This is a genomic window from Novosphingobium panipatense (assembly GCF_900182875.1).
GTDB classification, from domain to species: domain Bacteria; phylum Pseudomonadota; class Alphaproteobacteria; order Sphingomonadales; family Sphingomonadaceae; genus Novosphingobium; species Novosphingobium panipatense.
This window is the reverse complement of the sequence record NZ_FXUI01000018.1, coordinates 1-23,338: the sequence shown is the minus strand read 5'-3', so window position 1 is coordinate 23,338 and position 23,338 is coordinate 1. Positions and strand designations below refer to the sequence as shown.

Below are 23,338 nucleotides of genomic sequence, written 5' to 3'. Positions count from 1 at the left end.
GGGGGAAAATGCGCATCAACCGAGCTAAGATTGAAAACTTCAGGCTCCTCCGCGACGTGGAGATCGGTTTCGAAGAACAGACGACGCTCATCGTTGGCCGCAACAACAGCGGCAAGACGTCGATCGCCGAGCTGTTCCGGCGCTTGCTGTCCGATCGCGCCCTGAGTTTCCGCCTCGAAGATTTTTCGCTCGGGTGTCACGAATGCTTTTGGACATCGCTTGTGTCTTTCCGCGCGCAGCAAGATTCGTCCGAGACGCTCGGACAGTTGCCAGCAATCAAGCTCGTGCTCGATATCGGCTATGACGTCGATGCGGCCGATCTTGGGCCGCTTAGCGAGTGCATCATCGACTTGAATCCCGATTGCCACGAGGCCCGGCTGGAGTTCCGGTTCGCGCCGAAGGCCAATGCGCTACAGGCGTTGTTCGTTGATTTAACGGAGCCGCTCGAAGATCCGGAGGCGGACCGCGCCCGGCTCTACCGCGAACTCGGAAATCGCATTGCCTCGGCCTATGCCGGATCGCTGGAAGCGGTCGATCCGAACGACCCGACCAACCGGAAGACACTGGAACCAAAGATCCTGTCCGCGCTCGTCGGCGGCGGCTTCATCAATGCCCAGCGCGGGCTGGATGACGATACATTCCGCGAGCGCGACGTGCTCGGCAAGGTGGTCGAGGTGCTCTTCCAATCGGCATTGACGGACGAACTGGATCCAACGCGACGCAGCACCGCCGAGCAGCTCAAGGAGGCGGTCGATCAGATCCAGGGCGATCTGCATATCGGTTTTAACGCCAAGCTGACCTCACTGCTGCCCACGTTCGACCTGTTTGGATATCCTGGCCTTGTAGACCCGGGATTGGTGACAGAGACCAGCTTCGACGTCGACAAGCTGCTCAGCAACCACACGCGCCTGCGCTACCGGGGCGTGAACGGCGTAACCCTGCCCGAAACCTACAATGGCCTCGGCGCGCGCAACCTCGTTTACATGCTACTACAGCTCCTGCGCTTCTTCCGCGAGTTCCAGGGAACGCCAACAGCGGCCGGCGTGCATCTAATCTTTATCGAGGAGCCCGAGGCGCATCTGCATCCCCAGATGCAGGAGGTGTTCATACGCCAGCTGGAGTACATCGCCAACGCGTTCGTCGCCCAATTGAACGCCGACCGTCCGTGGCCGGTCCAGTTCGTCGTCACCACCCACTCGCCCCACATGGCGAACGAAGCCCGCTTCGAGAGCCTCCGCTATTTTCTGTCGGTTACCGACGGCCCGGGCCTCCGGCGCTCAGTTGTGAAGGATCTCCGGCAGGGTATGGGCGGCGCGCCGGAAGAGGATCGCAATTTTCTTCATCAATATCTCACGCTATCCCGCTGCGACCTTTTCTTTGCGGACAAGGCGGTGCTGATCGAAGGAACCGCTGAACGCCTTCTCCTTCCGGCGATGATCCGCAAGACCGACGCTGCCGCGCAAGGCGAGCCGCAACTAAGCAGTCAGTACCTCACTGTCATGGAGGTCGGCGGCGCCTACGCCCATCGCTTCTTCGGCCTGCTGGCGTTCCTCGAGTTGCGCACGCTGATCATCACCGATATCGATTCCGTTGCGCCCGGGGCCAAGAACAAGCGCGTGGCGGTTCGTGTGGCCGAGGGCACATTCACCAGCAATGCCTGTATCAAAAGCTGGTACGAGCCCGACGTGAGCCCAGCCCAGCTGCTCGACAAGTCGACCGAGGAGAAGACCGACGGCGGACGACGGCTCGCCTATCAGATCCCCGAGCAGGATGGCGGTCCATGTGCTCGCAGCTTTGAGGATGCCTTCATCCTCGCCAATCCAGAACTCTTCGATCTCGGCGAGGGCGACCAGGCGACGCTCGCCTATGAGCATGCGGCCGAACAGAAAAAGTCCAGCTTTGCGCTTGAACATGCGATCGTAAACACCGAGTGGCGGACGCCGCGCTACATCGGCGAAGGGTTGCGGTGGCTTGCCCAAGGCAATCCAGCGCCGACCCTCGGGCCAGACGCGATCGCCGCCGAGTTGGTCGCCGAAGTGATTGACGCGGCTGATGGGGCCCAGGTCGATGGCTGACGAAGAGACCGCCGCCGACGCGGCCGGCCGCCTTGCACTTGAGCGTGTCTATGCGTGCTTCGATGCCGGACAAAGCTTCCGGCTCGAGGCAGGCGCGGGCGCAGGCAAGACATATTCCCTAGAAAAGGCGCTGCGCCGCCTGATCGAACTTCGCGGTACGGAACTTGTGCGTAAGCGCCAACAGATTGGTTGCATCACGTTCACGAACGTGGCGAAGGATGAGATTATCGCGCGCGTTCAGGCCCACCCGGCGGTTCGGCCGGAGACCATTCACGGATTTTGTTGGTCAGTATTGCAGGACTTTCAGCCCCAGCTCCGCGCGATCGTGCCTGACTTGCCGGGATGGGGAGAACGTCTCGCCGATGCCGGGGTGGGGGGGCTAGGCGCGAGGAAGGTCAATTACGACCTCGGCTATCCCCGGGTGACGCCAGACGAGGTGTCATTGAAGCACGAAGACGTGCTGACGCTGATGACGGAGCTGCTGGCACGGCCCAAGTTTCGCTTAGTGCTAGCGAAGCGCTATCCCGTGCTGCTGATTGACGAATATCAGGACACCGATGCGGGCTTCGTAGAGGCTCTAAAGCAGCATTTCCTAGGTACGGGTACGGGGCCTATCATTGGCCTGTTCGGCGACCATTGGCAGAAGATCTACGGTGAGGGATGCGGTGCGGTCGAGCACGCAGCACTCGAGGTGATCGACAAAAACGCCAATTTCCGATCCGCCGAACCCATCGTCGCGGTGCTCAATCGCATGCGACCCGATCTCGAACAGATCCCCAGCGACCCGGATGCGCCGGGTGAGGCTCGAATCTTTCACACGAATGCATGGCCGGGCCAGCGCCGAACGGGCCAGGGCGGTGGTCACTGGACTGGCGACACGAGCCCCGAGGCGGCACGCGCCTATCTCGATCACCTGAAGCAGCGATTGTCGGATGAGGGCTGGGACTTTGCCGTCGAACGCACCAAGATCCTGATGCTCAGCCACAGCGTGCTGGCGAAGGAACAGGGCTATCCGACCATCCAGAGCATTTATGGCCAGTTCAACGATGCCTGGCTCAAGAAAGAAGACCCCCACATCAAATTTCTGGCCGACCAGCTCGAGCCAGCATGCGCGGCCTTTCAGGCGAAGCGCTATGGCGAGATGTTTGAGAGCCTAGGCGCCGGCAGGCCGTGCATCCGTCGGCATCACGACAAGGTCGCATGGACGCAGTCTCTCGAACAGCTTATCCAATTGCGAGCGACCGGCACGATCGGCGCCGTCATCGACCTCATCAAAGGCCAGGCTCACATGCATCTGCCCGAGGCGGTGCTGGACCGCGAGCAACGCTTGGCCGACGCCGGACCCGAACCGGTCGAAGGCGAGTCTCGGAGGATCGCCCAGCTGCGAAGGCTACGGGACGTCGCCTACACCGAGCTGATGGCGGTGGCTGCGTTCATCGATGGTCACACGCCCTTCGCCACCAAGCACGGCGTGAAGGGTGCGGAGTTCGAGAACGTGCTCGTCATCGTCGGCCGTGGCTGGAACAAGTATAATTTCGCGCAGATGCTGGAACGGCTCGACCCAGGCCCCCCGGCAGACAAGGTCGAATCCTTCGAGAGCAATCGCAACCTGTTCTACGTCGCGTGCTCCAGACCGAAGCGCCGATTGGCGCTGTTGTTCACCCAGATTCTAAGCGAGCTCGCGATGGCGAAGGTGACAGCTTTGTTCGGCGAGGCCAATGTGATCCCGCTTCCAGCAGATCCCGCGGGCGGGGCCGCGCCATGACCAAGGGAGAGGCACCACCGATGGTGACGATCGCTGCCTAAACGGACCACGATCTTAGCCAGATTTTCTCTTGGCTCGAAGCGGAGCCGCCGCGGGAGACAGCACCTCTCATCCCAACAACAGCATGATCGCGAAGAGACACAATGCCGGCGAGCTCATCGTCCTGAAGGCCGGCAACGACATCGCGGCTTTCGCGCTCGGCGCTTTCGATCTCATCGATATCTTTAAGACCAAGCCGCCGTTCAGACGGATCGGCATCGGCCGGACGCTGGCGCACTATTGAATCAGTCGAACTGCGGATACCGATAAGTAACCCCTTCCTATCCACTCATCACACGGGTGGGGTGATGTCGGCCCAGTAGATGACTTCTTCCAGGATATGCATGCTTTCGGGATTTTCCCAGCCCTCACGGTCGCTATCCCATCGCCCGATCACAGGGAGGTCAACCTCCCAGAGCAGCAAGCGACGGCCGTCTTTCCGGTCTTCCGGCAAAGTGCCGATCGGCTCCCAAGGGATGTGCTTGGCGGTGATCATGCAAGTTCCCTCGCTCGATTCCATTGGTCCCGCATTTAGCCCATCTTTGTGCAGGCACGAAACCCAGCTGGTTGCCAACCTGTCGGGTTTCGGCAGCCCGAGCAGCTTTTCGGTGCGCCTTCGGCTTATGACGCCAGACTTCGGTGCGTGAGCCGCCACTCGCTTGTGCGATGCTGGCACTGATTTAACATAAGATATATTATCAGTCTTTTATCGTTCTATTTCAAATACTTAGATTACTTGCTCATTCGCGGTCTCCGGCATCAACGCCCGTTGATCGTCCCCTCGATCGCCGCCAGACCCTTCATCAACGCCTCGAATTTCGGCGGCGCGGCCATGAACATCTCCGACATCGCGCCATAGTCCCGCTCAAGCTTCTCCCAAGTCGCGCCATCGGGCGACAGGCGCAGCGTTCCAACCACGGCGGTGTCATAGGAGGCCGACCTGTCCGCGAACATCAGGCTCTTGTTGTGCACGACCTGCTCGAGCAGATCGATCCGCCCCATCGCCTCGTTCGTGATGCCCGCCTGGTCGAGCATCAGCACGTCATAATAATGGCGCGACATGCCCTCGCGCAGCTTGCCGTTATGATGGAGCGCATGAAGGATCGTGACCTTTTCCCAGAAGGTCCGCGCAACGGCCAGCGTCGGCACCTCGGTCACCGGATCCGGCAGTTCCTCGGGAAAGTCTTCGGCCAGATAGGGCAAGATCGGTCGAAGCGCGAACGGTTCCGTGTCGCCGCGGGCGCCAAATTCCAGCTTGATGCGCGGCTTGATGTAACCGCTTTCATCCGCGCCGCCGTAATTCTCGCCATAGGCGAGCCCGTAACCCGAGGTGCGCGGATAGACGAAGAGCAGCGTCTGCTGGTCCTTGTCGTCGGGATCGAGCGCCAGGCTCCAGCCCTCGGCCGTGCCGAGAGCGACTTCGATTTCGCGCGCCAGGATCGGCATGGCGACCGTGGCGACATAAGCCTGTGCCGCCGCCTTGAGCGCCTTGGTCCGGCGCTCGCGCTCCTTGCCGGTAATGTCGCTGTCCATCGGCGAGGCGACTTCGCTGAGCAGCGGCGCCGCGCGGCTGATGGTGAGGTCGATATCTTCGGAGAAGCGCGCGATGATCCCATAGGCTTTCGACAGCGAGGTCCCGCCCTTGAAGGTCATGTGACCGGCGAGGTCGGGACACATGACGAGGCGGCGTAGCGTCCAGCAGACCCAGAAATCCTTCTCGATGATGATCGGCGTCAGATCCCGCCGCGCCGCCGCTTCATCGATAAAGGCGCGCCGATCCTCGGCTGGTCTGCGTGCGAACTCATCCATTGCGGGCGGCGCCGATCTTTAAGACGACGTCGCCCATCCATCCGGGCATCTCGGCCCTGGCCTGGGCGAGCATCCGCATGTCGCGATCATCGAGGCGGGCGGCGAAGTGCCGGATCTTGTCGCTATCGATATTGTCCTTCCCCAGATGCGCGAGCGCCTGCACGACCGCGTTGACCGAGTCCGGCGCATTGTCGAGCACCGGTGCGCGGCTGTGCTTGAGCGTCAGGCTGCGCCCGCCCGCTTGCCTGACCCGGGTGCGGCCGGTCGTGGCATAGCTGGCCCGGGCGGGAACCTGGGTCGATAGCCCGAGCCTGTTCGCCGCCGCCGCGCCCGACGGTGCGAGCTTGTCCCCGCTCTGCGTCGAGAGGGCCTTGGCGACATTGGCGGGATCGGGACTGAGCGCACCGAGCTTGTCATGCTGGCGCGGATAGTCATAAAGACCCCGGCCGATGCGCCGGATGTCGCCGGCGGTCACGAGGCGCGACAGCGCCATGTCGACCGACCCACGCGTCCCGAAGTCGACGAAGCTCTTGGGCGTGAACACCCAGCCGCGGCCCTTGCCGCGCACGCGCTTCATGATCCGATCGGCTACCGCAGACACTGGCTGTGCTCCTATCTGTTAGATAATAGCACGCTTTTTTCTAACAAGCTAGAAGCGCGTATCAGCGCCTAAATTCGCTATTTTCCAAGATATTTTGGCATCGCATCCAGATAGGATGCCAAGGCCACACAGGCAAGGTAGGCAAGCCGCCCGCGGGAGCGCCGGCCATCATCGTTCCCGATCCCGGTGAGGCGGTGGCCGCCCCTCGTCCGCACCTGTGGGCGGCGAAACGCCCTCCGGCTCGTTTCGGCGCTCCTGCGGCGGCCGTTCGGATTGCAGTATCTCCCGTGCGCGCGCGAGCCGCCGCGACACCGCCGGCGGCATCGCCGCCAGAAAGCCGGCGATTTCCTGCCCCAAGGCCCGATCTTCCGGTTTTCCGGTGGCGGCGAGCGCGACGGCGGCCTCGGCATAGGCGCCGCGGATCTGCTTCTGGCGCGCCAGCGCCATGACATCTTCCGGCCGGCGCTCCTGGTCGGCCGCACGCACGAAGCTTTGCGCCCGCAGTTCGTTGAGCTGCGCGAGATTGAGCCTGCGCCCCTCGGCCCCAAGCCGGGCATCGAGATGGAGCGCGGCTGACCGCACGCGCTTCTGGACATGACCGCGCGCCCGCCGGGGTGTCGCTTCCGCCGCGACACCGCGCGCGCGCAGCTCATGCGCGAAGGTCTCACGCATATGATGGAGATCCGCCTTGCGCGGATTGAAGCGGGTTCCGTCCGCCCCTTCGGTCGCCACCGTCAGATGGACGTGGGGATGATCGGTGTCGGTATGGAGCGCCAGCATATAGGCATGGTTCCCCTCGAACAGGATTCGCGCGAATGCCTGCGCCGCATCATGGAGCGTCTCGGCGTCGGTCGATCCCCCGGGCATCGACAGCACCAGCGACATCGACGTCGGCCGTTCCCGGCCATGTTCGTTCATGGCCTCGTCGAGCATCGCCCAGTCCTGAGCGATCGCCTTGAGCCGATCCGGCTCGGTGATAATCTCGCCCTCGCTCGATCGGACGGCGAGCTTCCCGTGGCGCGCCACATAGCCGAAATGCTCGGCGACATGATGAGCGCCATATTGCTTGCCGGAGACCTTCACCATCACCTCGGGCGCCTTGCGCACGATCCGCTCGAGCTTGGCGCGCGCCTCGCCCTGGCCCATCGACATCGGCCGGGCGGCCCCGCCCCCGCTTCCGCCCGGTTTGATCCGAACATAGGCGCCGCGCAGGGTCCGCTTGCCGCCTGCCGGCGGCCGCCAGGCCTCCATCAGGCTGGGAAGCGGGAGAACCCCCTCCTCCTCACGCATCGGCCATGTCCCAGTAGCGAAGATCGCCCTTGAGCGCGGCCCCGAGACCGGCGAGCGCATCGACGATCTCGGACCTAAAGCTTGCGACCCTGGCCGCTTCCCGCGCGACGTCGAGGCCGGATTCGACCATCACCGAGGCGTTGAGCGCGCGGGTCGCCTGGTTGAGGTTGATCCCGATCCGATTGAGCTCGCGCCACGCCTGCGCGACGGCCGCCCGCTCCTCGCGCGGCAAGGGCGCGTTTGCGCGCAAGCGCCGCGCCAGCAACGTGGTGATCCAGTCGGTACGCTTCATCCCCAGCACATCCGCCGCGCGGTCGAGCGCGGCGATCTCTTCCGGGATCAGCCGAACCTCGACCCGGCAGGTTGCGCGCTGGCGGGCGCGCGGCGCCTGATGCCCCTCCCCCGCCTCCATGGCCAAGGCGTCACCGATCAAGCGGCGCAGCAGCGCCGAGCGGCCGCCCGATACCGCCGCGAGCGCGGCGAAACGCTGGGCGACATCATCGTCGAGCCGAAAGGTGAGGACGGGCATGTCCCCAACGCTATTGTCATACATCCCCGGCGCCAAGCCTATCCGGCCCTTACCTTTACTCAACTCATCTTATAGTCTGCTTGGGCAGACTATTGTTCTTCGGCCAGCGAACCCCTCTCGAACACCGATCGTCCGCAGCAAGGGGCGGCGCCTTCGGCGCTGCCCCCGCCCATCGACACGAAAAGGGCCGCACCCCGAAGGGTACGGCCCAAACCATCGTGCAAGATAAACTACGAACGCGGAGGAGGCGGGTCAGTTGTTGGCAAGGCCTCGCTTCTCTCGCCGGTCGGACCGATCGACGAGGCAGCGACTTCACGCTCGCGGCCATCCTCGAAAATCACCGTGACCAAAGGCGCCAGCGGGAGCCACGCAGGGAAGCCGTCGACCAAGACCGGTAGTCTAGGAGATCGGATCGGCGCGGAGGGTTTGTCCGTGAGGCCCGATCGAACCGGATCGCGGTCGGTGGGGGCCAATGGCTGTGCCACAGGCGCCCGCGGAGGGACCGGCGCCGGGTGCGTCTGCTTGAGTTCGGCGATGAAGCGCGATCCTGCGGCGAGCGTTGCGCCGGCGTCGCCCCAGCTGGCGACATAGGCCTCGACCTCGGCAGGGTAGTCCCTCGCCGTCCGGTGCAGATCATAGAGAAGGCGAATAGGCGCAAACGGCAGGGCCGCCTTGAGATAGGCCGGCATGTCGCCATAGGCGGCATAGAGCGAGACGAACTGCTTGGATCGGCCGAGTGCCGCCGCGATCTCGACCTGGTTCATCCCGCCCTTCAGCATCCGGGCGATCGCATGGGCGAGCTCGACCGACGACAGATTGGCGCGCTGGTCGTTCTCGACGATCTGGTCGGCCAGCAGTTGCACTCCCTCGCCGACCGGCACGACGATCGCGGGGATCGTGGCAAGGCCCGCCAGCTGCGATGCGCGGAAGCGGCGCTCGCCCAGACGTATCCGGTGCATGCCGTTCGCGTCGGGCGGCGTAACCGTGATCGGCTGCAGCACGCCGCGCGACGCGATCGAGGCGGCCAGCTCGGCGAGCGCGTCATCGTCGAAGCTGCGCCGGGGATTGCCGGGGTCGGGCAGGATGCGCGCAAGTTCGATATCCTCGACCCGGCGCGCCCGTTCATGGTCGCCGACAAGAAGTCCGAACTCCTCGATGCGCTCGTCGAACTTGCCCATCAGGCGGCCGCGACCTCCTGGCTTGTCATGCGCCCCTCGATCTCGGCGAGCACCGCGCGGATCTCCTCGGCCGCCGCCTTGGCGCCGCTGCCGGTCTCCTGCCATACCGGACGATGATTTTCCGCGGCATGCTTGTAGGTCGGCCGCGCCTTGATGAAGGCCGGGAACATGAGCTTCTCGCCGACCGCATGCGCCAGCTTCACCGCATTCTCCATCTCGCGCCGGTCGAACGGATTGACCATCGAGGGGAGGAGCCCGAGGAAAGCGATCTTGCGGCCGGCGCGCGCGGCCTCGGCCTTGCGCAGCGCGGTCAGCAGCATCTTGGCGCATTCGACCGAATCCTCGGCAACCTGCACCGGCGCGATCACGGCATCGGCGACCGCCATCGCGCTCAAGGTGAGCTCGTCCCACTTGGGACCGGTATCGATAACGCAATAGTCGAAATGCGGGCGGAGCGCCGGGAAGCGGCCGATGAAGTCGCGCACATCCTGCGCCGCCTTGACCATCTGGAGACGGGGATCGGCACCGAGCACGGTTAGCCCGGCCTGCCCGTCGGCGCACAGGGCAGCGGCAGGATCGAACAGGTCGGCGGAAAATCCGCCTTGCCGCTCGGCGCCCAGGCGCCGCGTCGAGCTGCCCTGCGGGTCGAGATCGACGAAGGCGACGCGGCGCTCAGGCGGTTCAGCAAGATACCAGGCGAGATGACTGGCGAGGAAGGTCTTGCCGACCCCGCCCTTGAGCAGGCTGACGACGATCGTCTTCATGACCGCGGCACCTCAGCAATAGTCGTCAGGACCATCGCGCAGGTTGCGCTCATAATGATCGCGCGAGGACCAGTCGCCGCCACCCCCAATGCCGGGACCGGCATAGCGGAACAGATAGACGGTGAGGGCGAAGCAGCCGAACGCGAAGAGAAACGCGTGATCGGGATGCGCGGCGAAATATGCGGCCATGATAAGTCTCCTTGGAGCCAGTGAACGGGCAAGCGAACGGCGCCACTGGCGCCGGCCACGCGCAATCGCGCGACATCTCGGACCCGCGCCCTCCCCTCCCGCATTTGCGGATGCGGCGTCCGTTGCCCGCATAGTCTGCTCAAGCAGACTATGCGGGCCATCCCCCCGGTCGGGGGGATGGCTGCGCCGGATCAATATTCGTCGGCCAGCAGGATAGTGAGCACGCGCGTCGTGACCTCGGGGTTCGCGGCATCCGGCGAGCCATAGGCGAGCTCGAGATCGTAATAGTCGATCTTCCAGTAGAGGATCGCATCCTCGAACTCGAAGCGGCCGAAATCATGCTCGTCGATCGGATCGTTGTCGGGCGTGAAGCTGTCATAGTCGCGCACGATCCGGAGGATCTCCGCGCGGCGGCGAAAGCCGCGGAACAGGGCGACGTCGCCGATCAGCGCCGCAACGCCCGCAGTCATCACGATCTGGTTGCGGCCCGGGCTATGGATGGACCGGCGAAGCGCGTCATTGAGTTCGGCGACGCGGGCGATCCGCTCGGCCTGGCTCATCGCATTCGGGGAGGATTGGGACATGAGAACGCTCCTGATCTGTCCGGCCCCGCCCGCCGGGGCCTTCCGACAGGCGTGCCAAGGGCCGGCGGCAGAGCGCGGCCGCGCACCGGCAGGGTCGCAACGGCAGTGGAGAAGCCCGCAAAGCGGGCTTGCGCGGGCGCGCGCGCCGGCCAGGCAAGCCGACAGGAGGAAGGTCTTGGCGGGCGGGATCGCGAAGAGATGATCGCGGTGTCCTGATTCTCTGGCTCCGCGGAGAGCCCGGCGCTATCCTCCGCCCATCATGACGAGCAGCGCCACTCTCTTCCGCCTTGCCCCGGCCTGGACCGCGTCACTCCAGGCGATGCGGCTGCGCCAGATCCTCGTCCGATCGCAATGCCGCCGCTGCGGTGCGTTGATGCGCGAGGATGTCGATGCCCTGATCGGGCTCCATGGAGCAGGCGCCAGCCTCATCGACCGGCAGGCCCGATGCCGCATGGTCGGCTGCGACGGCGCGGCCTATTATCTCGCGGCGCGGGGCCATGACCGTCCCTGGCACATATTGCTGCACGATGAGCACCTGCGTGCGGGCCTGGCCAACTGCCCTCCAGCGCGCGGCGCGACCGGCCGGGCCATAGTTTGCGCGCAGGGTTGAGAAGTGCGAGCAGTCACGGCAGGGATCGTCACCCGAATGGGCTGAGACTTGGCACAAGGCTCAGGGCGAAGCCTAGAGCCCGGTCCGGCCGCGCCGGAGCCGCCATTCTCAGCGCATAGATGCAGAGAAATCCGACTTTCAGACGGCAACCGCCCGTCGCAGATTGCCAAGTGCAGAACACAATTTCTGCGATACCTTACGGAGCTGCTGAAGCCTCTCCGCCGCCTCGTTCTCTTCGATCACGAGCGTCGAACGATCAGCCTGCCGTGCCCGGATCGCGATCACACGAAAGATGGCGGCCCATCGACTGGTCCGTTCGACTGTCAGCTTCGCCTGGCCATGGGCGAGCATCGTGCGCAGCCCTTCCTGGTGCCGAAATTCCGCCAGCAGGCTCGCGACACCCTTTCCCTCCACGGAAAAGGGGCCGCCCTCATTGACGAGTGCAGCAAGGTCATCGAGCCGTTGCCCGACCAAATGCCGTAGCTTCACCGACTGTCCTCGTCCCGGCTGAGCGCTCAGATGCAGCAAAGTCTCGGTAACGGCCACCTCCACCGCGGCGAAGCATTGCAGACAGGCACCGCGCCAGGCGTTCACCTCCTGGGTGACGCGCGCCCACAGGGCATCATCGCCGGCATTCGCTATCGCAGCCTCAATCGTCATTATCGCAGCATAGTCGCGGCATCTGAACAATCGGTTCTCGTCTTCGGCGCAAGCCGCGAGCGAAGCGCGGGGAATAACCGGGAGCCGAGCGGCTCCCGGTCGAGCCGTCAGGCAAAGGGATCGAATTCGGTGACGATGGCGACGCTGCCGTCGGCGTCTTCGGCGGTGATAACCCCGTAATGCTGCCCGATCGCGATGACGAAGGTGACCATCATGAGGCTGCGCGAGAGGCTGAAGGCGTGGCGGCGAGCGATTGCGATGTCGGTGAACATGTCGAGGCTCCTTTGCGCGCCGGCGGGTTCGTCCCGCTCGACAGGCGCCCGATGTGTCCGGCCGGTGGCCGCGATCACTTTTTTGGCTGGAGGCCCAAAAAGCCGTAGCGAAGCGACCGGACCCCTTGCGGGTTGATCGCAAAAGGTCACCGGGTGGACCAAGGATCGCGCCGATTGAGAGCGGGCGAACCCGCCGGCCAGGAGGCCAGGTCCCCGCCGATGTCGCGCCCCACCCCTTGCCCTGCCTGCCGCTCCATCCAACGGGTCCGGATGACAGGCCGCCGCTTGTCGGTTAGCCCCGCCGGATGCTGTTCCCGCTCCTGCTTGCCGCCGCCGTGGTCCCCAATGATCAGACCTTCGCCTGCACACCGACGCGCGTCTGGGATGGCGATGGCCCGATCTGGTGCCGCGAGGGCGCCCATGTGCGGCTCGCCGGCATTGCCGCGCGCGAGATCGACAACAGCTGCCGCCCCGGCCAGCCCTGTCCGAGAGCAAGTGGCCCGGCCGCCCGCGATGCGTTGGTGCGCCTGCTTGGCGGACCGCGCGGCCAGACATCCACCGGGCATATTCGCGTGGCTGGCCCCACCATGCGCTGCGTCTCGACCGGCGAAGCCAAGGGCAACCGGACCGGCGCCTGGTGCAACGCGCCCGGCATCGGCGATCTCAGCTGCGCGATGATTGCGACCGGCACCGTGCTGCGCTGGGAGCGCTATGCCAAGGGGCGATGCCGATCCCGCTGATCCGCTTGGGACCATGCCGCGCCTGAACAGGATAAGAGGCCCGGCGGCGATGCCGCCGGGCCGCCCTGTCCGAGCTCAGAAGGGGATTTCATCGTCTTCGGGCTCGTTGCCGCCGCCGCTATTCTCGTTGGACTTGGCGCGGGTGAGGAAGGTCACCTCGTCGGCGATGATCTCGACGCCGTAGCGTTCGATATTCTCGCTGTCGGTCCAGCGGGTGTAGTGGATACGGCCCCGGACCATGACCTTCATACCCTTGTCGACATATTGCTCGACCGTCTTGCCGACGCCGTTGAAGCAGGTGATCCGGTGCCATTCGGTGTCCTCGAGGCGGCGATTGTTGTCGTCGCGCAGGATCTTGCCGTTGCTGTCGCGCTTCGGGCGCGAGGTGGCGAGGCTGAAATGGGTAATGCGGGTGCCGCCCTGGGTGGTGCGGGTTTCCGGCGTGCCACCGACATTGCCGGCGAGGATGACGAGGTTCTGCATGGCCTGAGTTCCTTCGATGTGGGTCCAAGGGACCGTCCCTTCGACTGATCCCCGGCCAAGGCGGACAGGACGGCCCATCCACCGGCAGCGCAGCGCCGGGGAACCCCGAGACAAGGGGTGGTGCGGGCAGCCGTGGCACACGGCAACTCGGCCCGATGGCTTGCGGGTTGGATGGGCCGGACGGCCGGCTTAGGGGTCAGATGAGGAGAAGGACGGTGCGTCGCTTGGGCCATGACCGGAGCCCACCCAGCGAAACCGCCGATATTGCCGGCTTTGCCGAGCACGCCGGTCCGGCATCTCGCGGACCTTACGCCCGTGCCTTATCTGCCCGTCCCTTGAGCCGCAGGACGGGATTGTAGATCCTTCGCATGGCCACTCGCGGGCTCGACACGACGTCCGTTGCACGATCACGCGGAGGGGGAAGAGGAGGTACGCAAGGTGGCGGCGCCTGGCGTGGCTGGCCTCAGGCAGGCCGCCACGGCATCGAGGAGCTGCCCGGTCTCGCAAAGCACGGCGCCGATGTCGCAGGCATAGCCACCTGCCACCAGCGCGTCGATCCGATGCACGGCATAGGCCGGGCCGAGGCTCTTGATGAAATCGGCCAGCGGACGACCGGGCGCCGGCAGGCCTAGCTGCCGCGCCTCGTCGAGGGCGCGGACAAGGTCATGACGGATATCGCGGGCCAGCGCATCGTCCGTCCAGCCATGACCCAAAAGATGCGCCTTCAAACCCAGTTCGCAGGAGATCGCGAGCAAGTGCAGTGCCGGCGCAAGCGCAATAGGCGCGCCAATCTGCGCGCCGCGATGAAATTCGCGCGCTCGATCGAGAAACACGGCTGCAAGCACCGGATCGCCGGGCGCCGCCAATCTTTCGATCGCGCGCCAGCGGCGCGGCGTCAGCTGGCGGAGCCAGGAGGGACCGGCCTGGTTGCGAAGATGCCGTAAGTAAGCGCCATCGGCTTCGTCCACATCGCGGCCTGTCGACCATAAGGACAGCAGCTTCGCCTTCCAGTGGCGGCCATGCGCGGCGCGGAAGGCAAGGAGCGCGCACGCACTGGCGCGATCGGGCATGAACATGATGCGGAACCTCCGAAGGGAACAAGGGACGCATCCGCCCCGCCCCCTCCCCTCCGGCACCGGAATCCGCGAGATTGAGAAAAGCCGGCCGCCGAAGCGGCCGGCACGGCGGTCAGCCGCGAGATAAAGCCGCCGGCGGCGTTCCGAGCGGTCCGCGGCGATCGACGACATGGATGCCGCGCGCCTTGGCCTCGACCACCAGCCTTTCGGTGACGCCGTTGCCCTGGAAGGCAATGACGTAGCGCGGCTTGACCGAGAGCATCTGCTCGTTGCGCCGGAAGCCGGCACGATCGCCAAGCTTGCGATCAAGGCCGAACCGCAGCTGCTGGATGCCGTTCTGCTCGGCCCAGGATGCTGCAAGACGCTCGATGCCCTTCATGTCGCCGCCATGGACGAGATACATGTCGCCCACACGTTCGCGCACGGCCTTGAGGGTCCGCAGCAGATTGTCGGCAAACTGCTTGGCCTCGTCGTCGCTGGCGAAGCGAAGGCGCCCGCCGGCGAAGACCACGGGCGTGCCATGGACCATATTGGCATCGCGCACCCGCTCGCGCCGCGCCTGCAAATAGGCCCGGCCATCGACGATCGCAGCGGTCGTGCCGAGCGAGATGCGGTTGCCGGTCGCGGGCACCCAGGAGCGGCCGGTCTCATGCAGATAGTGGCGCGCCGCGGTGTCGCGCATCCCCTCATAGGCCTGGGCGGACTGCTCGACCTTGCGGGCGAGATCGATCTTGTCCTCGAGATCAGCGGTCGCGATCTCCGATCCGTCCTGCTCGGCGAGCAGGAGCCGGATCTCGTCGGTCAGGCGGTCGATCAGCTGATGCTTCTTGGCGGCCGCGCGGTGGAAGAGATTGACGAAGCCCCAGCCCAGATCCTCGATGTCGCGTTCGAGCGCGGTGAAGGGGAAGAGCGCGAAGAGATCGCTCCAGATGGCGCTGACGGTCTGTTCGAGCGCTTCGGCCGGCGGCGGCGCTTCCATCGAGCGTTGGTCGCCCATCAGGTCGAGATGGCCGAGTTCGAGTGCTTGGAGCACTGCTGAAAGGGAGCTGGTCATGAGGGATTGCCTTTCCGTGTCGCAGGGCCGGCGGCCTTCCCGCCGGATGCGCACCCTCCGGGCCATCGAAAAAGCGGCGGCGGCACCGCCGGGCAACGCCCAAGGGGAACCCGATAAGGTCCGGGTGGTGCGGGCAGGCGCGCCTCGGCGCGCCAACACGGCCGGAGCGTTCGGGTTGCCGCCGCCAGCGCGATGGCCCATGTGCCGCATCCTCTGGCGAAAGGCGCGAAGGCGCTGTCGCGTCAGGCATTCATGACGCAGAGGACCTTAAGAAGGGCACCCGCAACCCGATCTCCCGATACGCACAGGACGGCATGAAAGCGCGTCGCATCGGAAGAGCCCGGCCGTCAGGCCTTCGACCGTGAGGCCAGATCTTGGGCCGCGTCGCGCTTGGCGGCTGCCGCCTTGCGTTCCGAATAGCGGTCCACGAGTTGATCGGCATGGCGACGTGTCAGCACCGTGAAGCGCACCAGCTCCTCCATGACGTCGACGATCCGGTCATAATAGCTTGAGGCACTGAGACGGCCGTCCTCGTCGAACTCCTTGAACGCCATAGCAATGCTCGACTGGTTGGGGATGGTGAACATGCGCATCCACCGCCCGAGCAGCCGCAACGTGTTGACCGCGTTGAACGACTGCGATCCGCCCGAAACCTGCATGACGGCCAGGGTCCGGCCCTGGGTCGGACGCATGCCGCCGAATTCGAGCGGCAAATGGTCGATCTGCGCTTTCATGATGCCGGTGATCTGGCCGTGCCGTTCGGGACTGCACCAGACCATGCCCTCGGACCAAAGCGCATGCTCGCGAAGCTCATGCACCGCCGGGTGATCATCGTCCTTGATCTGGTCGGGGAGCGGGAGATCGGCCGGATCGAAGATCCGCACTTCGGCGCCGAAGAGGATGAGCAGCCGGGCCGCTTCCTCGACCGCGAAGCGACTGAACGACCGCTCGCGCAGCGAGCCGTAGAGGAGGAGGATGCGAGGTTTCGGCTCAAGCGCGCCGAGCCCGGCGGCGAGATCGGGCCGGATCATTGCACGGTCCAGCGCGGGCATGTGATCGGGTTCGGGAAGGATACGAAGACGCGACATCAGGCAATCCATTTGTACAAAAGGGCGGCGCTCGCCGGGCATAGCGATCGGAACTCGGCCGATTGCGCGATGACGGCAGGAACGTCGGTCCGTTCGGCTGTTTCATAGCCGTGACGGCGAAAGAAAGGCTCGGCGGTCGTGGTGAGCAGGTACAGGCTAGTCGCGCCCTCATCAGCTGCAGCGCGTTCGACTGCCGTGAGAATGGCACCGCCCAATCCGCATCCGCGCCGATCGGCCTTCACGACCAGCGAGCGCAGCAGGCGGTCGGAGCCGTCGCCTTCGATCCCGCCATAGCCGACAAGGCCAACATCATCCTCGAACCGAAAGAAGCGGCGTCCCGCCTCGGCGAGATCACTGGCAGGCAGACCCGCCGCGCTCAGCTCCGCCATCAGGTCGGAAAGCGACCTGGAATCCAGCAGTGTAGCGATCATGCAGGAACGCGTTGCTCGTACCAGGGCCGCGTCTTCTTGACGATGCTGACGACAGACAGCATTACCGGCACCTCGACCAGCACGCCCACCACGGTCGCGAGCGCGGCCCCGGAATTGAGGCCGAACAGGCTGATCGCGGCTGCAACCGCGAGCTCGAAGAAATTGGACGCGCCGATCAGCGCGGCCGGAGCGGCGACGCACCAGGCCACGCCGAAGCGCCGGCTGAGCCAATAGGCCAGGCCCGCATTGAAGTAGACCTGGATGAGGATGGGAATGGCAATCAGTGCGATGACCAGCGGATGAGCCAGGATCGCCGGGCCCTGGAAGCCGAACAGGAGGACGAGCGTCGTCAGCAGCGCAACCAGCGACACCGGCCCAAGCGTTGCCAGCAGCCGATCGAGCGCCGGCTGCCCGCCTGACGATAGCAACGCCCGACGAATGATCTGCGCGACGATGACGGGCACGACGATATAGAGCAGGACCGAGATGAGCAGCGTGTCCCAGGGCACTGTGATCGAGGCGACCCCGAGCAGCAGTCCGACCAGCGGTGCGAAGGCGAAGACCATGATCACGTCGTTGAGCGCCACCTGGCTCAGCGTATAGGTCGGCTCGCCGTCGCACAGGTTCGACCAGACGAACACCATCGCCGTGCAGGGGGCGGCGGCGAGCAGGATGAGCCCGGCGATATAGGCGTTGATCTCGCCCTGCGGCAGCAGCGGCCGGAAGAGCCATCCCAGGAACAGCGTGCCGAGCAGCGCCATTGAAAAGGGCTTCACCGCCCAGTTGATGAAGAGGGTGACGCCGACGCCCTTCCAGTGTTGGCGAACCGACCCCAACGCGCCGAGGTCGATCTTGAGCAGCATGGGGACGATCATCAGCCAGATCAGCACAGCCACGACCAGGTTCACGCGCGCGATCTCAGCCGATGCGATGGCTGCGAACAGATTCGGCAGCGAATAGCCGAGCGCGATGCCGACAGCGATGCAGAGCGCCACCCAGACGCTCAAATAGCGTTCGAAGCTGTTGATCGCCGGCTTGGGTCGTGCCGCAACGGTCGCGTTCACGCCCCGATCCTCTTGCCGGCGGCGTCGATGACCTGCTCGCCATCTTCCTTGGTGAAAGCCCCGCGCTGGGCGGACGGGAGAAGATCGAGCACCTCTTCCGATGGACGGCAGAGTTTCACGCCGAGCGGCGACACAACGATTGGCCGGTTGATGAGGATCGGATGTTCGATCATCGCATCAATGAGCTGGTCATCGCTGAGCGTCGGATCGGCAAGACCCAGCTCGGCGAAGGGCGTGCCCTTCTCGCGGAGCAACTGGCGTGCGCTGATGCCCATGCGGGCGATGAGCGAAACCAGGCGCGGGCGGTTGGGCGGCGTCTTGAGATATTCGATCACATGCGGCTCGATCCCGGCGTTGCGGATCATCGCCAGCGTGTTGCGCGACGTCCCACACTCGGGATTGTGATAGATGACGATATCGATTGCGGCATTGCTCATGCGCTGGGTGCCTTTTCGCTTGGGAGGTCGGCGCGGCCCTGTTCCTTGCCGATCCGGTTCAGCCGGTTCTGTAGACTCATCTTGTCGAGGCCTTCGAACGGCAGGTTGGTGAACAGCGAGATGCGATTGAACAGCATCCTGTAAGTATCGAAGAAGGCCGCGTGCTGCACCGTTTCGCTGTCCTCGATAGCGGCCGGATCGGGCACCCCCCAATTGGCGGTCAGCGGCTGCCCCGGCCAAACCGGGCAAAGCTCATTGGCGGCATTGTCGCAAACGGTGAACACGAAATCCAAGGACGGCGCATCGGGGCCGGAAAACTCTTCCCAGCTCTTCGAGCGGAACCGGCTTGCGTCGTAGTTCAGCTTCTCCAAGAGATGAATGGTGAACGGATGGACCTCGCCCTTGGGCTGGCTGCCGGCGCTGAACGATTTGAAACGGCCTAGCCCCTCACGGCTGAGGATCGCCTCGGCCATGATGGAACGGGCGGAATTGCCCGTGCAAAGAAACAGTACGTTCAACAGGCGATCCGTCATGTTGATGTCCTTTCAGGCAGCACGACAGGCAAGCAGTTCATCCGCAAGTGGATGGCAGAGCTCGGCCCGGCCACCACAGCAGTCCTTGACGAGGAACAGCATCACGGAGCGTAGCGCATCGAGATCGGCGCGGTAGTTGATGATCCGGCTGCGCCGCTCGGATGTGACCAGGCCGGCACGCGCCAGGGTCGCCAAATGCACCGACATCGTGTTCTGCGGGACATCCAGCGCCTTGGCGACCTCGCCGGCGGGAAGGCCTTCGGGTTCGTGACGCACCAGAAGGCGGAAGGCGTCGAGGCGCGTGGCTTGGGCAAGCGCGCCCAACGCGACGATGACAGATTCGTTATCCATATATCCACGATAGCGGATATATGGATATAGTGCAATCGGCGACATGGCGAGATCAAGCAGCCGCCTGCTCGTCCAGATCATCCTCGCAAGCGAGATCGGTTGCCCGCAGCAGAAACCCGGCGGCTTCCTCGGCTCGCGCAGCCGCCGTCAGCAATGCGCGATTATCCTTGCGCAAAATGGCGAGCCAGGATCCGATATAAGCCGCGTGGTCGTCGAGATGGGTGGTTGGGAGACCCACATCGGCGCCAACCAGCGCTGCTGTCAGTTCGGCGACCAACTCCTCGAACGCATATGCCTGATCGCCGAAGCGCTTCCCGAACGATCGGGCAAGCCGGGCTGGATGGCCTGTCCAGTGGCCGGCCTCATGCGCAATGGTGGCTGCCCAGGCGGCGCGCGTGTCGAATTGCTCGACCGGCGGCATGGTGATGACGTCCGCGCGCAGATCATAATAAGCACGATCGCCGCCGCATCGCAGCCGCGCGGGCAGCCGATCGACGAAGCGCTCCGCCCGCGGACCGAGCCGGTCGCCCGGCGGGACGAGGGAGAGGGCTTCGGGATAGAAATCGCCCGGCAGTGTATCGATCTGATCGGCATTGAAGACCGCATAGGACCGCATGACCCGGCGCTGCTCATCGACGAGCTCACCCGGACGTTCGTAGGAATCGACCTTCTTCGAATAGGCTTTGTAGAAGATCGCAAATTGCGACTGCTCACCGGCACGGACCTGCCCGCCGAGGCTTTGTGCTTGCCGATAGGTCATCCAGTAGCGGGACCGATAGCCGCACTGCTCGGCGGCCAGCCATAGCCAAAAGGTGTTCATGCCGCGATAGGGCTCGCCATTGGCGCGCAGCGGGCGCCCTTGCGCGGCGCATGATCGCCAGGGCCGTACCCAGGGACGCACACCGGCCTCGAGCCGGTCGATGATGGCGCGCGTGATGGTCTCGGCCGGCGAGGGCCGGCCCGATGATTGGGTCATGGTGGATACTCCGCGAAAGAGCGGCTGTCTCAGCGCCGCCGATGAAGGGCGGCGGGCGACACGAAAGCGCCGCCCGCCGTTAGGCGTTCGCCTCAGGCGGCCTGTTCGAAGTCGCCAGCATCGCCATCGGGGGCGATCTCCCCTGCCCCGCCGTCGCTGTCGTCTTCATCGCTGAGGAAAGCGGAATAGCTCCGGAAGCTTTCGGGCTTTTCGATCGCGCCGAACCGCATCTCGTCGGGCAGCCAGGAGAGCGCCTTTTCCCGGACTTCGGCCTCGACGATGCCCTGCCCCGAACAGAGCGCAGCGCAGGCATTGGCAAGGTCACCCTTCTTGGCGTCCTTGTATCGGCCGCGCAGCACCGGCCCGCCGATCTCGTCGAGCGCTTCGAGCATGACGTCCTTCTTCACCCGCCCGAAAAAGTTCTGGGCATCGGGCCGCCACCATTGCGCGACATCAATGTCGAGCAGCCGTCCGAGATGATCGTGGAAGCCGTTGCGGCGCCCGCCATCGTCGACGTTGAGTGTCGGCTCCAGCGTCTGCGCCATGACATGGGCGAGCCAATCGGCGCGCGCCTGTTCATCCAGTTGCCGGAAGGCATCGAAGCGGGACGACAGCGTGTTCCCGCCTGCCCAGCTCACATCGAGCGCCTGGCGCTGTTCGGTCAGGACATTGCTCGCCGCGCTACCTTCATCGCGGAAGCTGACGATCGGGAAGCTCGCGGCGGCGGCCTGCAACGTCGCGTGGTCCCGGACATAGCTGCTGGCGAACACCGTCCGGTGCGCCATCAGGAATATCGTGAGATCGAGCGCGAACCCGGCATCCGAGGCGACATGGGCTGCCAGGATCTGCCGGCGCTGGGTCGCGAGTTCGTCAACCAGCGTCGCGCTGAGCCGGGAGGCCGCGACCTTGCCGGACGGTGCTTCGGGTTCTGCATCCTCGCCCGCCTGCCGGATGGCGCGCTCGCTGAACATGCGGCTGTGCACCCGCGGACTGCCATCGGGCGCCAGATAGATGAAGGTGCCCAGCTGGTCCTTGATCGCATCATCGACCATCGTGCGCGACGCCTCGATCGTATCGAGTTCCCGCTCGATGTCGGCGAGACGCGCCGAAGCCGCCTCGGCCTCGGGCGTGCCGTCCTCGAGTTCGGTCTCAAGTTCGCGGATGAGCGCGTCGCCCTCATCCGAGAGACTATCGACGCGCTCCTGCTCGTCCCCGCTCAATTCGCGCAGCGGCGGATGATATTCGTGGAGCTGGCACTCCGTATCATAGGGCACATGCGTCGCGAGAACCGGCGTCACGAACGCCAGCTTCTGTTCGGCAGCGAGCGCTTCCGCGGCCGCTTCAAGCTTCTGGGCGGCCAGCTGCTCGATGAGCTCCACGTCGATCCAGCTCTCGTCCACATCTTCACCGAACAGGTCGCGCTCGATCCGGCCGCCCGCGCCGACATAGGCCTCGCGGCCGACGAACCGTGCCTTGGCGTCGGTCGCCTTGACCGTTCCGTTGAGGAGCGCACGGCGGATATTGTCGGGATTGTCGCCATAATAGGACCGGCTCATGCTCTCGAACACGCGCGCCTGGCGATCGACGTCGGGCGTGACGGCATAAGCCTGGGCGACCCCCAGCGTGATCTCGCCCGCCGCCAGCGCCGCGAATACGAGAGGAGCCAGTTCGGCAAGCCGTACCCGCTGCTCAACGAAGCGGGTCGTGACGCCGAAACGTTTCGCCACATCCTCGGCACTCGCGCCCTTGTCGAGGAAGTGCTTGAAAGCCGAGCACTCATCCGCCGGGTTCATCGCGACGCGGTGGAAATTCTCGGCAAGGCTCGCTTCGGCCGATCCAGCATCATCCTCGAGCACCAGCACCTGAACCTCATGGTCCCCGGCAAGCCGACCTGAATCGATCAGCCGCTGGAGCGCCCGCAAGCGGCGGCCACCCGCCTTGACGGTGAAATGTCCTGCCTTCTTGAGCGGCGTGACCACGAGATTCTGCAACAGGCCATGCGCGGCGATATTGTCGGCGAGGCTGTCGAGGTCGGCATCGCGATTGGATTTGCGGACATTGTCCTTCGAGAGCGAGAGGTTCTTGACCTTCACGGACTGGATCATCGGTTGTCTCCTTCGAGGGTTGCGCCGACCTCGTCGGCCGGCTTGAGCCACTCAGGCCCACCCGGCCGAAGGCCCCCTCCCCTCTCTTCGGTCGCTTGGCGCGGCCGCGGGTCAGTCCGTGATCCTGGCGAGGATCTCGAGGGCGCGGCTCGGGGGAACGAACAGCCGCGTGCGGTGCTGGATGATCTCGGTGAAGCAGCCCGCCGCCTTGAGATGCGGCAGCGCCTCGGGCTTCCAGTCCAGCAATTCGAGGCGTTGATCGCCGGCGACCAAGGCGCGCTTCAGCCGCAGCGCTCCGATCGGCATGATCTCGCCCGAGGTGCGGACGTGCTCGACCCGCGCGCCGAGGTCGATCTCGACATGGGCCGCGATGCCGAATGCGCTGGCAATCCGCTCAACCAGCGGCGCCGGAATAAGACGCCCGAGAAGCGACTGGCCGTCATCGCTCGTCAGCCGCCAGACCTGGACATGATCGTCGGGCAGCTTGCCCCACACCGGAAGCAGCAGGCCAGTGACCAGATAGATGATCTGCGTGCGCGTCTGCGCCGCCATTGCGTCGCATTCGGCCTGCCAGGCTTCGTCGAAGCTCGCCCGGTCCACGTCGGTCCAATGGGTTTCGGCGAAGAGGTCCTGCC

The 23,338-nt window shown here is 64.9% G+C and carries 27 protein-coding genes and 1 pseudogene; 5 read left to right on the top strand and 23 right to left on the bottom strand.

The annotated features are described in order from the left end of the window. Positions 1-8 precede the first annotated feature (8 nt). The 3 genes from QOL62_RS17490 to QOL62_RS17480 all read left to right on the top strand — a co-directional run bounded on the left by QOL62_RS17490 (position 9) and on the right by QOL62_RS17480 (position 4,123). Positions 9-2,075, top strand: a complete 2,067-nt coding sequence (locus tag QOL62_RS17490; protein ID WP_007683423.1) for an ATP-dependent nuclease — start codon at positions 9-11, stop codon at positions 2,073-2,075. Continuing rightward, positions 2,068-3,840 (top strand): UvrD-helicase domain-containing protein, encoded by a 1,773-nt coding sequence (locus QOL62_RS17485; RefSeq protein ID WP_283407092.1) that lies wholly within the window; start codon positions 2,068-2,070, stop codon positions 3,838-3,840. The genes QOL62_RS17490 and QOL62_RS17485 overlap by 8 nt, the downstream gene beginning before the upstream one ends. Positions 3,841-3,964: 124 nt before the next feature. Further along, positions 3,965-4,123 carry a hypothetical protein gene (locus QOL62_RS17480; RefSeq protein ID WP_007683426.1) on the top strand — a complete coding sequence of 53 codons (159 nt, stop codon included), beginning with the start codon at positions 3,965-3,967 and terminating at the stop codon, positions 4,121-4,123. A 48-nt stretch (positions 4,124-4,171) separates the two neighbouring features. On the opposite strand, the gene QOL62_RS17475 is transcribed toward QOL62_RS17480, so the two are convergent. The 9 genes from QOL62_RS17475 to QOL62_RS17435 all read right to left on the bottom strand — a co-directional run bounded on the left by QOL62_RS17475 (position 4,172) and on the right by QOL62_RS17435 (position 10,823). Then, on the bottom strand, positions 4,172-4,375 hold the full coding sequence (locus QOL62_RS17475; RefSeq protein WP_007683427.1) for a hypothetical protein: 204 nt from the start codon (positions 4,373-4,375) through the stop codon (positions 4,172-4,174). Positions 4,376-4,638: 263 nt separating this feature from the next. Beyond that, complete coding sequence (locus tag QOL62_RS17470) at positions 4,639-5,688, bottom strand: nucleotidyl transferase AbiEii/AbiGii toxin family protein (RefSeq protein WP_007688041.1); 1,050 nt, start codon at positions 5,686-5,688, stop codon at positions 4,639-4,641. Further along, entirely contained in the window at positions 5,681-6,289 is a 609-nt protein-coding gene (locus QOL62_RS17465) for a DUF6088 family protein (protein ID WP_007688042.1), read from the bottom strand. The genes QOL62_RS17470 and QOL62_RS17465 overlap by 8 nt, the downstream gene beginning before the upstream one ends. 168 nt (positions 6,290-6,457) lie before the next feature. Continuing rightward, positions 6,458-7,579 carry a relaxase/mobilization nuclease domain-containing protein gene (locus tag QOL62_RS17460; protein WP_283407091.1) on the bottom strand — a complete coding sequence of 374 codons (1,122 nt, stop codon included), beginning with the start codon at positions 7,577-7,579 and terminating at the stop codon, positions 6,458-6,460. After that, positions 7,572-8,108 carry a plasmid mobilization protein gene (locus QOL62_RS17455; RefSeq protein WP_031295761.1) on the bottom strand — a complete coding sequence of 179 codons (537 nt, stop codon included), beginning with the start codon at positions 8,106-8,108 and terminating at the stop codon, positions 7,572-7,574. The genes QOL62_RS17460 and QOL62_RS17455 overlap by 8 nt, the downstream gene beginning before the upstream one ends. A 230-nt stretch (positions 8,109-8,338) precedes the next feature. Continuing rightward, entirely contained in the window at positions 8,339-9,286 is a 948-nt protein-coding gene (locus QOL62_RS17450) for a ParB/RepB/Spo0J family partition protein (protein WP_007688045.1), read from the bottom strand. After that, positions 9,286-10,050 (bottom strand): ParA family protein, encoded by a 765-nt coding sequence (locus QOL62_RS17445; protein WP_007688046.1) that lies wholly within the window; start codon positions 10,048-10,050, stop codon positions 9,286-9,288. Before QOL62_RS17445 ends, QOL62_RS17450 begins: the two co-directional genes overlap by 1 nt. A 12-nt stretch (positions 10,051-10,062) precedes the next feature. Then, complete coding sequence (locus tag QOL62_RS17440) at positions 10,063-10,239, bottom strand: hypothetical protein (RefSeq protein WP_007688055.1); 177 nt, start codon at positions 10,237-10,239, stop codon at positions 10,063-10,065. Positions 10,240-10,430: 191 nt separating this feature from the next. Further along, the gene (locus tag QOL62_RS17435; RefSeq protein ID WP_007688057.1) at positions 10,431-10,823 is read right to left on the bottom strand and encodes a DUF3768 domain-containing protein; all 393 of its coding nucleotides are present in this window, start codon (positions 10,821-10,823) and stop codon (positions 10,431-10,433) included. A 259-nt stretch (positions 10,824-11,082) separates the two neighbouring features. Between QOL62_RS17435 and QOL62_RS17430 the strand changes: the two genes are divergently transcribed. Continuing rightward, positions 11,083-11,433: a hypothetical protein gene (locus QOL62_RS17430; RefSeq protein ID WP_066564291.1), complete on the top strand. Its 351-nt coding sequence runs from the start codon at positions 11,083-11,085 to the stop codon at positions 11,431-11,433. Between the two features lie 138 nt (positions 11,434-11,571). On the opposite strand, the gene QOL62_RS17425 is transcribed toward QOL62_RS17430, so the two are convergent. Both QOL62_RS17425 and QOL62_RS17420 read right to left on the bottom strand, forming a co-directional pair. Continuing rightward, on the bottom strand, positions 11,572-12,093 hold the full coding sequence (locus QOL62_RS17425; protein ID WP_031295760.1) for a hypothetical protein: 522 nt from the start codon (positions 12,091-12,093) through the stop codon (positions 11,572-11,574). Positions 12,094-12,200: 107 nt separating this feature from the next. Further along, positions 12,201-12,365: a hypothetical protein gene (locus tag QOL62_RS17420; RefSeq protein ID WP_007688065.1), complete on the bottom strand. Its 165-nt coding sequence runs from the start codon at positions 12,363-12,365 to the stop codon at positions 12,201-12,203. Between the two features lie 305 nt (positions 12,366-12,670). Here QOL62_RS17420 and QOL62_RS17415 point away from each other — a divergent pair, with 305 nt between their 5' ends. Further along, the gene (locus QOL62_RS17415; RefSeq protein ID WP_007688066.1) at positions 12,671-13,105 is read left to right on the top strand and encodes a thermonuclease family protein; all 435 of its coding nucleotides are present in this window, start codon (positions 12,671-12,673) and stop codon (positions 13,103-13,105) included. 75 nt (positions 13,106-13,180) lie between these two features. On the opposite strand, the gene QOL62_RS17410 is transcribed toward QOL62_RS17415, so the two are convergent. The 12 genes and pseudogenes from QOL62_RS17410 to QOL62_RS17355 form a co-directional block, all read right to left on the bottom strand. Continuing rightward, positions 13,181-13,588, bottom strand: a complete 408-nt coding sequence (locus QOL62_RS17410) for a single-stranded DNA-binding protein (RefSeq protein WP_007688067.1) — start codon at positions 13,586-13,588, stop codon at positions 13,181-13,183. Positions 13,589-13,995: 407 nt separating this feature from the next. Continuing rightward, positions 13,996-14,664: a hypothetical protein gene (locus tag QOL62_RS17405; protein ID WP_007688068.1), complete on the bottom strand. Its 669-nt coding sequence runs from the start codon at positions 14,662-14,664 to the stop codon at positions 13,996-13,998. Between the two features lie 112 nt (positions 14,665-14,776). Beyond that, entirely contained in the window at positions 14,777-15,718 is a 942-nt protein-coding gene (locus tag QOL62_RS17400; RefSeq protein WP_007688069.1) for a DUF2493 domain-containing protein, read from the bottom strand. Between the two features lie 347 nt (positions 15,719-16,065). After that, positions 16,066-16,806, bottom strand: a complete 741-nt coding sequence (gene arsH, locus QOL62_RS17395) for an arsenical resistance protein ArsH (protein WP_007688070.1) — start codon at positions 16,804-16,806, stop codon at positions 16,066-16,068. After that, positions 16,806-17,237, bottom strand: coding sequence for an arsenic resistance N-acetyltransferase ArsN2 (gene arsN2 / locus QOL62_RS17390; RefSeq protein WP_007688071.1), 432 nt, complete (start codon positions 17,235-17,237; stop codon positions 16,806-16,808). The genes arsH and arsN2 overlap by 1 nt, the downstream gene beginning before the upstream one ends. Then, the gene (arsB, locus tag QOL62_RS17385) at positions 17,234-18,301 is read right to left on the bottom strand and encodes an ACR3 family arsenite efflux transporter (protein WP_007688072.1); all 1,068 of its coding nucleotides are present in this window, start codon (positions 18,299-18,301) and stop codon (positions 17,234-17,236) included. The genes arsN2 and arsB overlap by 4 nt, the downstream gene beginning before the upstream one ends. Continuing rightward, entirely contained in the window at positions 18,298-18,738 is a 441-nt protein-coding gene (arsC, locus tag QOL62_RS17380) for an arsenate reductase (glutaredoxin) (RefSeq protein ID WP_007688073.1), read from the bottom strand. The genes arsB and arsC overlap by 4 nt, the downstream gene beginning before the upstream one ends. Beyond that, a complete protein-coding gene (locus QOL62_RS17375; RefSeq protein WP_007688074.1) occupies positions 18,735-19,271 on the bottom strand; it encodes an arsenate reductase ArsC in 537 nt (178 codons plus the stop codon). Before QOL62_RS17375 ends, arsC begins: the two co-directional genes overlap by 4 nt. A 12-nt stretch (positions 19,272-19,283) precedes the next feature. Beyond that, a complete protein-coding gene (locus QOL62_RS17370) occupies positions 19,284-19,622 on the bottom strand; it encodes an ArsR/SmtB family transcription factor (RefSeq protein ID WP_013849891.1) in 339 nt (112 codons plus the stop codon). A gap of 52 nt (positions 19,623-19,674) precedes the next feature. Further along, the gene (locus QOL62_RS17365; protein WP_007688077.1) at positions 19,675-20,598 is read right to left on the bottom strand and encodes an ArdC family protein; all 924 of its coding nucleotides are present in this window, start codon (positions 20,596-20,598) and stop codon (positions 19,675-19,677) included. 92 nt (positions 20,599-20,690) lie between these two features. Beyond that, positions 20,691-22,703, bottom strand: coding sequence for a ParB/RepB/Spo0J family partition protein (locus QOL62_RS17360; RefSeq protein WP_007688079.1), 2,013 nt, complete (start codon positions 22,701-22,703; stop codon positions 20,691-20,693). Between the two features lie 111 nt (positions 22,704-22,814). Further along, positions 22,815-23,338: pseudogene (locus QOL62_RS17355) on the bottom strand (hypothetical protein); the annotation flags it as partial.